This is a genomic window from bacterium, assembly GCA_040755795.1.
Lineage (GTDB): Bacteria > UBA9089 > CG2-30-40-21 > CG2-30-40-21 > SBAY01 > JBFLXS01.
The window spans coordinates 53,057-70,478 of sequence record JBFLXS010000002.1 but is presented as its reverse complement, the minus strand read 5'-3'; the positions used below and the strand labels follow the sequence as shown (position 1 = coordinate 70,478).

Here is a 17,422-nt window from a genome sequence, read left to right as displayed (position 1 = left end):
ACATATACCACATTGGCATATGGCTGGTTACCTGCGGAATCTTGATATTTTATCCGATAAGTATAAAGATTATATGGAGAAGTGCTTATCGGATAAACTCCACCTTCCTGGTAGTTAGGTTCACCAGTCCAAGTCAAAATAGGTGGCAGACTAATCTTTGGACCTAAATATTGATATACTGGTGCACCAGCGGCATTACCACCCCAGCAATCTTTAGCCTCCATGCTATAGTAATAATTCCCTGTTGTTATCAATGTATTAGTTGCATACACATAAACCGCACCACCTATCCAATCACCATCACCTGACTCTAATGTCATCGTCACCGTCGCCAATAAGGTTCTATCCGATTTATAAATATTTAATTGCGGATAACCTGGCATAGGATAATCATTATTAAAATCTTTATACAGCACTTTATAAGTAATTGTCGTTTCTGGTTTGGCAGAATTTGGATTAACACCATCACTCCGATAACCATCCTGTTGTACCCAGCTCAATGATGGTATTCTATTTTGAGTTTGTTGATTTCCAACAGCAGGTCCTATTTGTCTCATTGTCGGACTACCAACGGCTCTTCTACCGCCCTGATTCATTGCTTCAAATTTATGCGTATATGTGCCCGCTAAAGCTAATATTACTGTCTTTATCTGATAAACTTTACCATCAGTATAAACAGTATCACTTGGTGTTTCTTCGTAAAGTCCAGTAGTCACAAACAATTGATTTCCTAAATAGACATATAGTTTGGGATAACCTGGTGCTGGTCTTATATCATTAAGGTCAAAATATGTCACTTTGAAGGTAATATAAGAACCTACTATAGGATTCACGGGTAGTATCTCAGCTCCTGTAAGATAAGTTTCTCCAGGAATAATTATAGGACCAGAGAATAGATTAGTAGGAGTCCCAATAGCTATCATTCCATAATTATCCGCCGCGGCAAATCTATATGTCCATGTCCCAATTTCTCCTAAACCTGTCATAGTACCTATATAAATACCATCAGATACTGTTCCACTACTTAACTGTAAATTAAGTGTTCCCGGATTACCACCTGGAGAAGTATATCGTGCCTCTATATACGCCGGCTCATTACCATCGGCATCAAAATATTTAATCCTGTAGGTAAATATCGTTTCATTATTACCATAAGTAGGTTCTAATCCTGGAGAGGCAAATGCAAGAACTGGAGCACGATTAATAAATGGTTCGTTATGCCATAAAGTCGGGGTGCCACCTACTGGTTGACCATATGCGCTCGCCTCAATTCTGTAAGAATTCATCCCACCATAGTTAATACTCAATCTTGTTGTAAATGTAACTCCATATTCCCAATTTTCGCCATCTTGTATCATTTCATAATAAGTAATTGTTCCATTTTGACTCATAAGATATAGTCGTATCAATTCAGGTGCAGTAGAACCTGTATATTTCACCTTAAATTCAAAGATATCTCCTATCTGTCCAATATCGGGTTCTACGCCATCATCCGTATATCCTAGTGCTCCTAACCAACTAAGATATGGAAGGGTTACCACTGTCGGTCCTGAATTGATTAATGTTGGCGTTCCCTGTGCTTCTATAAATGTATCCGTTCCTATGGCTATTTGTACTTTAAATCTATGTGTATATGAACCTCTTACCAGAAGAGAAGTCTCAGTACCATAAATCACACCATCTCGATAAGGAGTTGCAGTTCCTCCCAGCAAGGAAATAGTACCCAGAGTATAAGTGGCATAGGGTAATCCATCTTTTTCTATAATCACTATTGGGCTATTTGTCCCAAATACTGGTGGCCGATTACTTGAATCTCGATACACTACCCGATAATTAAATAGCGTTCCCTCAGAGCCAACTTTTGGAGATACACCCGTATTGATATAGTCAGGTGCGCCTACCCATCTAAGTGTTGGGAATTGTCCTACTCTTGGTCCCTCACGCCATACTCCTGAGACACCATTGGCTGGCGCTCCCCATTTATCATACGCCACAATATAATAGGAGTACATTCCATCTGGAAGGGTTGTTTGAACTTCATATCGTGGAGCTGACCTCGGTAGATAATTATCTATCTTTGTCATAGTCAATGAAGCATAAACATTAGTACCTTTATAAATAATCACCTTTGGATAGCCAGGTAATGGGTCATCATTATCAAAATCGTAATATCTTATACGGTAAGTATAAATTGTAGTATTTAGACCCTCTTCTGGATTAAGTCCATCCTGTGTATAACCAGACTCTCCTGTCCATCGTAACTGAGGTGGTGAAGTTCGATAATAGACATTTTCAAATCTATATGTCCATGAACCTATATTTTCCTTAGTCTGGACAATATCTGCCGCATAACCCCCTGCTTGGTTAAGTTGTGACAGAGCAACTGTAACTGAGAATGTTCCCACATCAGATACAACCACTTCTGGATGTTCAGTCGGATTGCCACCTACCTTAATACTATTCATTAGTATAGTCGTTCCACCTGTCGTCCCATAGAATCCTGAACCTGTTATAGTACTTGTATTACCCGTCTGACCACTACCCGCACCTGGATTCATTATAATCCGCGGTATAACTCTATAACTATCTGCAAATACAAATTCCTCTCCTGAAACTATCATATGAACCGTATAAGTTCCCCACGGCATCGCTGGTAATGTCAAAGTAGTTGTTGGTAAATTACCTCCTGGTTGAATAGTTATTGGGGGATGTTGTGCGGTAAATGCACCATTGAATTTAATAGAATTAGCAGTTACGGTTGCTCCCTCCATAAATCCTTTACCTGAGATTAGAGTAATTGCATCTTTTTGTCCATAGCCAACATTTGGATTTAAGAATATTCTGACCAGCGTAAAGGTAGTAGATGCTACTTCACCGGTTATCAAACCACTGGCAGTAATTACCACCGGACCAGGTACCTGAACATCAGCCATAAATTGCGTTGAGAATGTCCCATTATCAGAGGTTGTTGCACAAGATATGGTTGGATTACCACCAAAACCTATGATGATTGGCTCACTGGCTCCATATCCTGTTCCATACAGGGTAACAAGTGTCGCCACTATTCCACTTCTGGGCGATACTATCACTCCACCTCTTATCTTAAACAAATGAGTTCTCGTTTCAATCTCACTTACTACGGTTATTGTCTTTGTCCCAAAAATCTGAGTATCAACAGTAAATATAGCCGTAAATGAACCTTCTTGAGCCACCAGTGCAGTACATATAGTCAAAATCTCTCCAAAGTGTATAGCTATAGTCTCTCCATCATTATAACCTTCACCCCTTATGGTTACCAACTGACCTACTGTTCCCTGTAAAGGAGTTAGATAAGTCATTGAATTTATAAAGAAGTAATTATAATCCTCTCCTGACTTTAATCCTACGGCTATTATTGTAGTTGTTCCATAAGATTGGGTATCTATGGTAAATGTCGTTGTCCAACTACCCTGTATAGCGGATACGGTAGTAGTTATGGTATTGGTAGTGCCAAAGTGGATATAAACTTCCTCTGTGCCAGCATAACCCGTTCCACGAACAGTAACTATAGTTCCAACCGTGCCTGATGTTGGACTGACAAAGATAACATCCGGTAATATCTTGAAGTAGTTGATTGCCTGTGGAGACCCTACTGCCATTATCGTTGTTGTGCCATAAGGTTGAGTATCAATGGTAAAGGTAGTAGTAAATGAACCTTCATAATCTGAAGTAGTTGTTGTAATAGTATTAGTCGTGCCAAAGTGGATATAAACTCTCTTTGTATCTCTATAACCAGTTCCGCAGATAGTAACTATTGTTCCTACCGTTCCTTCCGTTGGAGTAACCGAAACTATCTCTGATAATATCTTAAAGTAATTAATTGCCTGCGAAGAGGTGGGACCAACTCCCGTAATTGTAGTTGTTCCATAAGGTTGTGTATCTATGGTAAAGGTAGTAGTGAAAGTGCCCTGTGCATCTACTAACGCTGTGGTGATGGTCTTAGCCCTGCCAAAATGAATATCTACTGTCTCACCACCGGCATAACCTGTACCACGAATAGTAATTATTGTCCCAACGGTGCCCTCTGTTGGTGAAACAAAAAATACATCTGGAGTTATCTTGAAGTAATTCACCGCTATTCCCACTGCTGAACCTTTGGCGGTTATGGTTGTAGTTCCGTAGGCTTGAGTATCTATAGTAAAGGTAGCGGTAAATGTCCCTGCATCATTAGAAGAAGCAACCATAATAGTTAATGTAGTGCCGAAATCTATCTGTATGTCATCACTTAGCCTGTAACCACTACCTTTAATGGTAACTATTGTTCCAACTGTCCCTTGAGTTGGAGTTACAGAGTATATTTCTGGATTTATGACAAAATAGTTAATAGCCGTGCCTGATGTATCACCTACGGCAGTAATCGTGGTGCTACCACAAGGTTGCATATCTACTGTGAATTTCGTCGTCCAGCTACCTTGTTTAGAACCTTGAGCTGTGGTAATGGTAAATGTTGTTCCAAAATGTATCGAAACTGTTTCTTGATAGGCATAACCTGTCCCACGAATAGTAACTATTGTTCCTACTGTGCCTTCTGATGGACTAACTTGCCACAGGTCGGGTAGAATGGTAAAGTAAGTTGTGGCTGAACCTGTATCTGAACTTATCGTTCTAACGGTGGTGGTGCCATAAGGTTGTGTATCAATGGTAAAGGTTACGGTAAATGTTCCCGCTTCAGTAGCGATAACTTTCGTAATTGAAGGTGTTGTGCCAAAATTAATCCTTATCTCTTCACTTGCCGCATATCCTGTTCCACATACCGTCACTATTGACCCAACCGTGCCAGATGTCGGCGATACCTCAACTCCACCAATAATCACAAAATAGTTAATATTGGTTTCCTGATTAATACCTGTGGCTCTAATTGTTGTCTTACCTAATATTTGTGTATTTACGGTAAATGTCGTGGTGAAACTTCCCTCTATTTCTGCTTGAGTAAGGGTGATAGATTCTGTCGTGCCAAAGTCTATTCGCACCTCACCTGGCGTATAACCAGTTCCACGAATAGTTAGAATTGTTCCTATTGTTCCTTTTGTTGGAGTTACAAACCACAACTCTGGTGTAATCTTAAAGTAGTTAATTGACTCACCACAACTACCAACGCCTGTGATAGTTGTTGACCCATAAGGTTGTGTATCCACTGTAAATGTTGTGGTAAAGCTTCCCTGTAGCTCTGAGATAACCGTGGCAATCGTCCTTGTTGTGCCAAAGTGGATATAAATCTCTTCTGTCCCAATATAACCATTACCTCTTATTGTTACTATTGTGCCCACAGTCCCTTCTGTTGGACTGACCATAAACAATGCCGGTAATATCTTAAAGTAATTAATGGCAACTGCGGACTTCAAGCCTAATGCTACCACAGTTGTCGTTCCATAAGGTTGAGTATCAATGGTAAAGGTAGTTGTCACACTTCCTTCGATGCCTGAAACAGTAGTGGTAATAGTATTGCGTATCCCAAAGTGGATATAAACTGTCTCACTGCTGGCATAACCTGTTCCACAAATAGTTATTAGTGTTCCTATTGTTCCCTCTGTTGGTGTTACTGAAACTAATTGTGGAGTTATCTTCAGGTAATTAATTGCCTCATCAGACTTCAAGCCTCCTGCGAGAATCGTTGTCGTGCCATAAGGTTGTGTATCAATGGTAAATGTTGTTGTGCAACTTCCTTCTATGGCAGAAACAGTAGTAGTAATCGTCTTATTCGTGCCAAAGTGGATATAAATCTCCTCTGTCCCGGCATAACCTGTGCCACGAATGGTAATTATTGTTCCTACTGTCGCTGAAGTCGGTGTAACATCCCAAATTTGAGGTGTTATCTTAAAGTAGGAAATATCCTCTCCAGAACCAAATCCTAACACGGTAATTGTTGTTGAACCATACGGTTGTGTATCAATAGTAAATGTTGTTGTCCAGCTACCTTCCATATCTGAAGTCGTTGTAGTAATTGTCTTTGTCGTGCCAAAATGGACATACAACTCTTCTAATCCGGCATAACCAGTCCCACGAATGGTAACGATTGTCCCCACAGTCCCAATTGATGGACTCACCATAATTACATCTGGTATTATCTTAAAGTAATTAATACCTTCTATGGCTGATGAGAGACCAGTGGCAATAATTGTTGTTGACCCATAAACCTGCGTATCAATTGTAAATGTAAGGATAAAGACGCCTGTGTCTATTACATGACCTGTAGTTATCGTCGTCTTGTTGCCAAAACTTATCTGGACAGTCTCACTGGATTGATATCCTGTTCCACTAATGGTTACTATCGTCCCCACGGTCCCTTCCTTCGGTGAAACTAAGTATAATTCGCCTAACACTTTGAAGTAAGCAATATTTGAATCTGACCGTAATCCAAGCGCAGTAATGGTTGTTGAGCCATAAGCCTGTGGGTCAATCGTAAATGTTGTTGTCCAGCTACCAGCGATATCTGAAACCGTAGTCGTAATCGTCTTCGTTGTGCCAAAGTGGATATAGACTTCTTCTGTCCCGGCATAACCTGTCCCACGAATTGTTACTATTGTTCCCACTGTGCCTTGAGTTGGCGTAACCCTAATTATTTCTGGTGTAATCTTAAAGTAATTAATCGCCTGCGGTGTAGTCTCTCCCACAGAAGTAATTGTCGTCGTCCCATACGGTTGTGTATCAATAGTAAATGTTGTAGTCCAGCTGCCTTCTATATCGGTAATAGTCCTGGTAATCGTTTGTGTCGTGCCGAAGTGGATGAAGACATCTTCGCCATTTCCATATCCTGTCCCACGAATCGTAATTATTGTTCCAACTGTTCCTGTATCTGGTGTAACCTGAATAATCTGCGGTATAATCTTAAAGTAATTAATAGCTGAACTGGAATTTAAGCCTAATCCCGTAATGGTCGTGCTACCATACGGCTGTGTATCAATGGTAAATGTCGTCGTGAAACTGCCTTCAATAGCTGAAGTAGTAATGGTAATCGTCTGCGTTGTGCCAAAGTGGATATAAACATCTTCTCTCCCAGCATAACCTGTCCCACGAATAGTAATTACTGTTCCCACTGTTCCTGTATCTGGACTAACCATAAATACATCTGGCGTGATGAAGAAGGTAATGCAGACAGAACCTGCCTCTGCTCCGGTAACAATGATAGTTGTTGTTCCATAAGGTTGTGTCGTTACGGTAAAGGTTACCGTAAATGAACCTATATTATCAGTTGTTGTTATGGCTAATGTTGGTGTTGTCCCAAAATCAACACGGACTTGTTCTGTTGCCGCATAACCATTACCAAACACGGTTACTATCGTTCCTACTGAACCCGTAGTTGGCGATATTCTAATACCACCAGTAATCGTGAAGAAGTTAATATTTCTTTCAGCATTAGCACCAGCTGCCGCAATAGTTGTTATACCTAATGGTTGCGTATCTATGGTAAATGTCGTCGTCAAACTACCTGTATTATCTGCCTGAGTAGTAGTAATAGTTTGAGTTGTGCCAAAGTCTATTCGCACCTCACCAGGGGTATAACCTGTGCCTTTAATCGTAACAATTGTTCCTACTGTGCCTTGTTGTGGATTGACATACCACAAATCAGGAGTTATCCTATAATAATTAATCGCCTCTCCTGAACCTAATCCTACCGCAATAATTGTTGTTGTGCCATAAACTTGTGTATCCACAGTAAATGTCGTGGTGAAGCTACCTTCTTGAGCAGAAACCGTAGTTGTAATCGTCTTTGTTGTGCCAAAATGGACATAGACCTCTTCTGAAGCCGCATAGCCTGTTCCACGAACCGTCACAATACTTCCCACAGTCCCTGATGTAGGCGTAACATAGCAAACATCTGGTAATATCTTGAAGTAGTTAATTGCCGAACAACCTGTAGCAACAATAGTTGTTGTGCCATAAGGTTGCGTATCCACAGTAAATGTTGCGGTAAATGAACCAATTATATCTGAACTCGCCGTAGTAATAGTATTTGTTGTTCCAAAGTGAACATTAATTATCTTATTTGCACCATATCCTGTCCCACGAATAGTAACTATTGTTCCCACTGTGCCTTCTTTCGGAGTAACACTGAATACCTCCGGCAGGACTCTGAAGTAATTAATCGCCTCTCCTGAATTCAATCCTGAGGCAACAATGGTCGTTGTGCCATAAGGTTGTGTATCTATGGTAAATGTTGTTGTGAAACTACCTTCAATAACTGAAGATACCATTGTTATCGTCTTTGTTGTGCCAAAGTGGATATAAACTGCCTCATTCGCCGCATAGCCTGTTCCTCTTATCATCACTATCTTGCCTACTGTTCCTTCTGCTGGATTGACGAACCATAATTCAGGCAGTATCTTGAAGTCATTTATGGCTGAACCCGAACTTAACCCTATGGCGGTTATCGTTGTAGAACCATAAGGTTGAGTATCTATAGTAAATGTAGTTGTCCAGCTACCCTCTATATCTGCAGATGTAGTGGTTATCGTATTAGTTGTGCCAAAGTGAATATAAACTAACTCATTCGCCGTATAGCCTGTGCCTCGGATTGTGACGATTGTCCCTACTGTCCCTTCCGCAAGCACTACTGACCATAACTCTGGCAGTATCTTGCAATAGTTAATAGCTGAACCTGAACTCAAGCCTAACGCTATTATGGTTGTAGAACCGTAAGGTTGTGTATCTATAGTAAATGTTGTTGTCCAGCTTCCTTCTATGTCTGAAGATGTAGTAGTTATCGTATTAGTTGTCCCAAAGTGGATATAAACTCTCTCATTCGCCGCATAACCTGTGCCTCGAATTATTACTATGCTACCTACTGTCCCTGCATTTGGTATAACACTAAATAATTCAGGTGTAATGACAAAGAAGTCTATCGCAGACCCTGTTATTGGTCCAGTAGCCGTAACCGTTGTCGTGCCATAAGGTTGAGTGGTAACAGTGAACATAGCAATAAATGTCCCTACTGGCTCCGCTGTAACTATTGACAGGGTAGGAGTGGTGCCAAAATCAACCCTCACCTGCTCTGTTGAAGCATATCCATTACCAAACACCGTTACTACTATTCCTACTGTCCCAGTGGTAGGTGATATTCTAATTCCACCTGTGATGGTAAAGAAGTTAATATTTCCTTCGCCATTAATGCCCACTGCGGCAATAGTCGTCTTGCCTACAGGTTGAATATTCACAGTAAATGTAGTGGTGAAACTACCTTCTGCAACCGCCTGTGTAGTGGTGATAGTTCTTGTCGTTCCAAAGTCTATTCGGACATCACCAACTGAGTAACCCGTGCCTCTAATGGTAACAATTGTTCCAACCGTTCCTTGCGTTGGACTTACATACCATAAATCAGGAGTTATCTTGTAGTAATTAATAGCAGATGAAGAACTCAAACCTACGGCAGTAATGGTTGTTGAACCATAGCGTTGAGTATCTATGGTAAATGTAGTTGTCCAGCTACCCTGTCCATCTGCAGATGTTGTTGTTATCGTGTTAGTTGTGCCAAAGTGAATGTAAATTAACTCATTCGCCGCATAACCGGTGCCTCGTATCGTCACTACTGTCCCCACTGTCCCTTCGGCTAACACCACTGACCATAACTCTGGCAGTATCTTGAAGTAATTTATCGCACTACCTGAATTCAAGCCGACTGCTGTTATCGTCGTCGAACCATAAGGCTGTGTATCAATAGTAAATGTCGTTGTGAAACTACCTTCAATTGCGGCTGAGGTCGTCGTAATTGTATTTGTTGTCCCAAAGTGAATGTAAATTAATTCATTCGCCGCATAACCTGTGCCTCGTATCGTCACTACTGTCCCTACTGTCCCTTCGGCTAACACCACTGACCATAATTCTGGCAGTATCTTGAAGTTATTTATCGCATTACCTGAACTCAGACCTACCGCAGTGATTGTCGTTGAACCATAAGGTTGTGTATCAATAGTAAATGTTGTTGTGAAACTACCTTCAATTGCGACTGAGGTCGTCGTGATTGTATTTGTTGTCCCAAAGTGGATGTAAATTAATTCCTGTGCCGCATAGCCTGTGCCTCGGATTGTAACAATTGTTCCTACTGTCCCTTCAGCAAGCACCACTGACCATAACTCTGGCAGTATCTTGAAGTCATTTATTGCCTTGTCTGAACTCAAACCTAACGCTGTTATGGTTGTAGAACCATAAGGTTGTGTATCAATAGTAAATGTTGTGGTGAAGCTACCTTCTATATCTGCAGATGTTGTCGTTATCGTGTTAGTTGTGCCAAAGTGGATATAGACCAACTCATTCGCCGCATAGCCTGTGCCTCGGACTGTAACAATTGTTCCTACTGTCCCTTCAGCAAGCACCACTGACCATAACTCTGGTAGTATCTTGAAGTAGTTAATCCCTTCTCCCTGAGATATTAATCCAGTAGATTTAATGGTAGTGTTACCATAGGCCTGGGTATCTATGGTAAAGGTAACTGTCCAACTACCTATTCCATCTGCTTGTGTTGTCGTTATCGTTGATTTAACTCCAAAGTCTATCCTTATTTGCTCACTGGCTAAATACCCTGTTCCTCTAATCGTAACAATAGTTCCTACCGTTCCTTCTGTCGGTGTAACTGAATATAATTCTGCCATTATCTTGAAGTAATTGATAGCTGAACCTGAACTCAACCCTACGGCTGTAATAATTGTAGAGCCACAAGATTGTGTATCTATAGTAAAGGTTGTAGTCCAGCTACCCTGTCCATCTGCAGATGTTGTCGTTATGGTATTAGTTGTGCCAAAGTGAATGTAAATTAACTCATTCGCCGCATAGCCTGTTCCTCGAATTGTTACTATCTTACCTACTGTCCCTTCTGTTGGACTGACAGACCATAATTCTGGTAGTATCTTGAAGTCATTTATGGCACTACCTGAATTCAATCCAACCGCTGTTATCGTCGTCGAACCATAAGGTTGTGTATCAATGGTAAATGTCGTCGTGAAACTACCTTCAATTGCGGATGAGGTCGTCGTGATTGTATTTGTTGTCCCAAAGTGGATATAAATTAACTCATTCGCCGCATATCCTGTCCCTCGAATTGTGACGATTGTCCCAACTGTCCCTTCTTTTGGTGTTACAGACCATAATTCCGGCAATATCTTGAAGTCATTTATGGCACTACCTGAATGCAAGCCAACTGATGTTATCGTCGTCGAACCATAAGGTTGTGTATCAATGGTAAATGTCATCGTGAAACTACCTTCAATTGCGGCTGAGGTCGTCGTGATTGTCTTTGTTGTCCCAAAGTGAATGTAAATTAACTCATTCGCCGCATAGCCGGTGCCTCGAATCGTTACAATTGTTCCAACTGTCCCTTCCGCAAGCACCACTGACCATAACTCTGGCAGTATCTTGAAGTCATTTATTGCCTTATCTGAACTCAAACCTAATGCTGTTATGGTTGTAGAGCCATAAGGTTGTGTATCAATAGTAAATGTCGTCGTGAAACTACCTTCGATTGCGGCTGAGGTCATCGTAATTGTATTAGTTGTGCCAAAGTGAATGTAAATTAACTCATTCGCCGCATAGCCGGTGCCTCGGATTGTTACGATTGTCCCCACTGTCCCTTCGGCTAACACCACTGACCATAATTCTGGCAGTATCTTGAAGTTATTTATGGCACTACCTGAACTCAGACCTACCGCAGTGATTGTCGTCGAACCATACGGTTGTGTATCAATAGTAAATGTCGTCGTGAAACTACCTTCAATTGCCGCTGAGGTCGTCGTGATTGTATTTGTTGTGCCAAAGTGGATATAAATTAACTCATTCGCCGCATAGCCGGTGCCTCGGATTGTTACGATTGTTCCTATTGTCCCTTCCGCAAGCACCACTGACCATAACTCTGGCAGTATCTTGAAGTCATTTATTGCCTTATCTGAACTCAAACCTAATGCTGTTATGGTTGTAGAGCCATAAGGTTGTGTATCAATAGTAAATGTCGTCGTGAAACTACCTTCAATTCCGGCTGAGGTCGTCGTGATTGTATTTGCTGTGCCAAAGTGGATATAGACCAACTCATTCGCCGCATAGCCTGTCCCCCGAATCATTACTACCTGACCTACTGTCCCTTCGGCTGGATTAACATACCATAATTCTGGTAGTATCTTGAAGTAGTTAATTGCCTTCGAACCTAAAGCGGTTATCGTTGTCGTTCCATAAGGTTGTGTATCTATAGTAAAGGTAGTGGTGAATGAACCGGCTATATCCGAAGAAGTAGTAGTAATCGTCTTAGTCGTGCCAAAATGTATGGTTATATCTTTGAACGCCCCAAATCCCATTCCACTGATGGTAACGATTGTCCCTACCGTTCCTTCAGTCGGTGTAACCTCATAAACTGAAGATAATATCATAAAGTAATTAGTTGCCTTGTCTGAACTCAACCCTACGGCGGTAATAGTTGTAGAACCATAAGACTGCGTATCTACGGTAAATGTAGTGGTAAAGCTACCTTCTATGGCTGAAGATGTAGTCGTTATGGTATTAGTTGTGCCAAAGTGGATATAAACTAACTCATTCGCCGCATAGCCTGTTCCTCTTATCGTTACTATCTTACCTACTGTCCCTTCTGCTGGATTGACAGACCATAATTCTGGCAGTATCTTGAAGTCATTGCTCGCCTGACCTGAACTTAACCCTAAGACTGTTATGGTTGTGCTACCATAAGATTGTGTATCTATGGTAAATGTAGTTGTGAAGCTACCCTGTCCATCTACAGATGTTGTCGTTATCGTATTAGTCGTGCCAAAGTGGATATAGACTAATTCATTCGCCGCATAGCCTGTCCCTCGAATCGTTACTACCGTACCCACTGTCCCTTCTGCTGGACTGACATACCATAATTCTGGCAGTATCTTGAAATAATTAGCATCTGGAATAAGAGAATTCACACCAGTAGCCACTATCGTCGTAGTGCCATAAGGTTGTGTATCAACAGTAAATGTCGTGGTGAAACTTCCTTCAACATCTACTAAGGTTTGCATAATAGGTAATACCGTAGTTCCAAAGAAGATATTTACTGGCTCATAAGCCGCATATCCTGTTCCACGAATCGTTACTACACTCCCTACTGTCCCTTCTACTGGACTCACATACCATAATCTTGGAACAATCATAAAGTAATTAGTCGCCTTGTCTGAACTTAACCCTAATGCGATTATCGTTGTGCTGCCATAAGGTTGTGTATCTATGGTAAATGTAGTTGTCCAGCTACCTTCTATATCTGCAGATGTAGTTGTTATCGTCTTTGTTGTCCCAAAGTGGATATAAACTAACTCATTGGCTTCATACCCTGTCCCTCTTATCATCACCGTGCTGCCAACTGTTCCCTTTGGTGGAATGACATACCAGACAGCTGGCATTATCTTATAATCATTAATAGCCTGGCCTGAACTTAATCCCAAAGCTGTTATGGTTGTAGAGCCATAATTCTGGGTATCAATTGTAAATGTTGTGGTGAAACTACCCTGAATATCTGAAGATGTAGTTGTTATGGTATTAGTTGTGCCAAAGTGGATATAAACTAACTCATTCGCCGCATACCCTGTCCCTCGTATCGTTACTATACTTCCTACTGTCCCTTCTGCTGGATTGACATACCACAATTCTGGCAGTATCTTAAAGTAGTTAATTGCCTTCGAACCTAAAGCGATTATCGTTGTCGTGCCATAAGGCTGTGTATCTATGGTAAATGTTGTGGTAAATGAACCTGCTATATTTGACACAGTGGTCGTAATCGTATTAGTCGTGCCAAAATGTATGGTTATATCTTTGAACGCCCCAAATCCCATTCCACTGATGGTAACTATCGTCCCTACCGTCCCTTCAGTTGGCGTAACCTCATAAACTGAAGATAATACCATAAAGTAGTTAATAGCCTTATCTGAACTCAAGCCTAACGCTGTTATCGTTGTAGAGCCATAAGATTGTGTATCTATGGTAAAGGTTGTTGTCCAGCTACCCTGTCCATCTGAAGATGTAGTCGTTATAGTATTAGTTGTGCCAAAGTGGATATAGACTAACTCATTCGCCGCATAACCGGTGCCTCGGATCGTTACGATTGTTCCTACTGTCCCTTCCGCAAGCACCACTGACCATAACTCTGGCAGTATCTTGAAGTTATTTATGGCACTACCTGAACTCAGACCTACCGCAGTGATTGTCGTCGAACCATACGGTTGTGTATCAATAGTAAATGTCGTTGTGAAACTACCTTCAATTGCCGCTGATGTCGTTGTAATCGTCTTTGTTGTCCCAAAGTGGATATAAATCAACTCATTTGCCGCATAGCCGGTGCCTCGTATCGTTACGATTGTCCCTACTGTCCCTTCCGCAAGCACCACTGACCATAATTCTCGCAGTATCTTGAAGTCATTGCTTGCCTGTCCTGAACTCAACCCTAACGCTGTTATCGTTGTAGAGCCATAAGGTTGCGTATCTATGGTAAAGGTAGTGGTGAAGCTACCCTGTATATCTACAGATGTAGTCGTTATCGTGTTAGTTGTGCCAAAGTGGATATAGACTAATTCATTCGCCGCATAGCCTGTCCCTCGAATCGTTACGATATTTCCTACTGTTCCTTCTGCTGGCTCAACATACCATAATTCTGGCAGTATCTTGAAGTAGTTAATTCCTTCTCCCTGACAGGTTAATCCAGTTGCCTTAATAGTTGTTCTACCATACTGTTGCGTGTCTATGGTAAATGTAGCTGTCCAGCTGCCTGTTTCATCTGCTTGTGTCGTAGTTATCGTTGATTTAACTCCAAAATCTATCCTTATCTCTTCATTAGCGTTATATCCTGTTCCTTTAATAGTAACTATCGTCCCTACTGTTCCTTCTGTCGGTGTAATGGAATATAACTCTACCAGTATCTTGAAATAATTGATAGCTGAACCTGAATTCAATCCTACCGCTGTTATGGTTGTAGAACCATAAGATTGTGTATCTATGGTAAATGTTGTTGTCCAGCTACCCTGTCCATCTGCAGATGTAGTTGTTATCGTCTTTGTCGTCCCAAAGTGGATATAGACTAACTCATTCGCCGCATATCCTGTCCCTCGAATCGTTACTACCTTCCCTACTGTTCCTTCTGCTGGATTGACAGACCATAATTCTGGTAGTATCTTGAAGTCATTGCTCGCCTGACCTGAACTTAACCCTAACGCTGTTATAGTTGTAGAACCATAAGGTTGTGTATCTATGGTAAATGTAGTGGTGAAGCTACCCTGGACATCTGCAGATGTTGTCGTTATCGTATTAGTCGTGCCAAAATGAACATAAACTAACTCATTCGCTGCATATCCTGTCCCTCGAATCGTTATTATCTTACCTACCGTCCCTTCTGCTGGATTGACATACCATAATTCTGGCAGTATCTTGAAATAGTTAATTGCCTTAGAACCTATAGCGATTATCGTTGTCGTCCCATAAGGCTGTGTATCTATAGTAAAGGTAGTAGTAAATGAACCGGCTATATTCGATGAGGTAGTGGTAATGGTATTGGTCGTGCCAAAATGTATGGTTATATCTTTAAACGCCCCATATCCCATTCCACTGATGGTAACTATTGTTCCTACCGTCCCTTCAGTTGGCGTAACCTCATAAACTGAAGATAATATCATAAAGTAGTTAATAGCCTTATCTGAACTCAAACCTACGGCTGTTATCGTTGTAGAGCCATAAGATTGTGTATCTATGGTAAATGTAGTCGTGAAGCTACCCTGGACATCGGATGATACTGTCGTTATCGTATTTGTCGTGCCAAAGTGAATGTAAACTGTTTCCTGTGCCGCATATCCTGTCCCGCGAATCGTTATTACCTTCCCTACTGTCCCTTCTGCTGGATTGACAGACCATAATTCTGGCAATATCTTGAAGTCATTTATCGCTTGACCTGAACTTAAGCCTAACGCTGTTATCGTTGTAGAGCCATAAGGTTGTGTATCTATGGTAAATGTCGTTGTGAAGCTACCCTGTTCATCTACAGATGTTGTCGTTATGGTGTTGGTCGTGCCAAAGTGGATATAGACTAATTCCTGTGCCGTATATCCTGTCCCTCGAATCGTTACTACCTTACCTACCGTCCCTTCTGCTGGATTGACATACCACAACTCTGGCAGTATCTTGAAGTGGTTAATTGCCACAGAACCTAATGCGGTTATCGTTGTCGTGCCATAAGGTTGTGTATCTATGGTAAAGGTAGTGGTAAATGAACCTGCTATGTTCGATAAAGTAGTAGTAATGGTGTTTGTCGTGCCAAAATGTATGGTTATGTCTTTGAACGCCCCATAACCCATTCCACTTATGGTAACGATTGTCCCTACCGTCCCTTCAGTCGGCGTAACTTGATAAACTGAAGATAGTATCTTAAAGTAATTACTTGCCTTATCTGAACTCAAACCTAATGCTGTAATCGTTGTAGAACCATAAGGTTGTGTATCTATGGTAAATGTAGTGGTGAAACTACCTTCATTGGCTGAAGAAGTAGTTGTTATCGTGTTAGTCGTGCCAAAGTGAATATAGACTAACTCATTCGCCGCATAGCCTGTCCCTCGAATTGTTACTATACTCCCTCCTGTCCCTTCTACTGGACTGACATACCATAATTCTGGCAGTATCTTGAAGTCATTGCTTGCCTGACCGGAACTCAAACCTACCGCTGTTATGGTTGTAGAGCCATAAGGTTGTGTATCTATGGTAAATGTTGTTGTGAAGCTACCCTCTATATCTACAGATGTTGTCGTTATTGTATTAGTTGTGCCAAAGTGGACATAGACTAACTCATTCGCCGCATAGCCTGTCCCTCGAATTGTTACTACCTTACCTACTGTCCCTTCTGCTGGATTGACATACCACAACTCTGGCAGTATCTTGAAGTGGTTAATTGCCACAGAACCTAATGCCGTTATCGTTGTCGTGCCATAAGGTTGTGTATCTACGGTAAATGTTGTAGTAAATGACCCTGCTATATTCGTAGAAGTAGTAGTAATGGTATTAGTTGTGCCAAAATGTATGGTTATGTCTTTGAACGCCCCATATCCCATTCCACTGATGGTAACGATTGTTCCTACCGTCCCTTCAATCGGTGTAACTTCATAAACTGAAGATAGTATCTTAAAGTAGTTGCTTGCCTTATCTGAACTTAATCCTAAGGCTGTTATGGTTGTAGAGCCATAAGGTTGTGTATCAATAGTAAATGTAGTGGTAAAGCTACCTTCATTGGCTGAAGATGTAGTTGTTATCGTCTTTGTCGTTCCAAAGTGGATATAAACTAACTCATTCGCCGCATATCCTGTCCCTCTTATCGTTACTATAGTTCCTACTGTTCCTTCGGTTGAAGTTACAAACCAAAGTTCTGGCAGTATCTTAAAGTATCTAACCGCCTGCCGTGAAT

1 protein-coding gene (only partly in view) is annotated in these 17,422 nt (G+C 41.3%); it reads right to left on the bottom strand.

All coding sequences use genetic code 11. The features are described 5' to 3' along the window. Positions 1 to 17,422, bottom strand: part of the annotated coding region (locus AB1414_00115) for a hypothetical protein (protein ID MEW6605839.1) (this coding region is incomplete at both ends). The annotated region continues 53,056 nt past the right edge of the window; 17,422 of its 70,478 annotated nt are in view.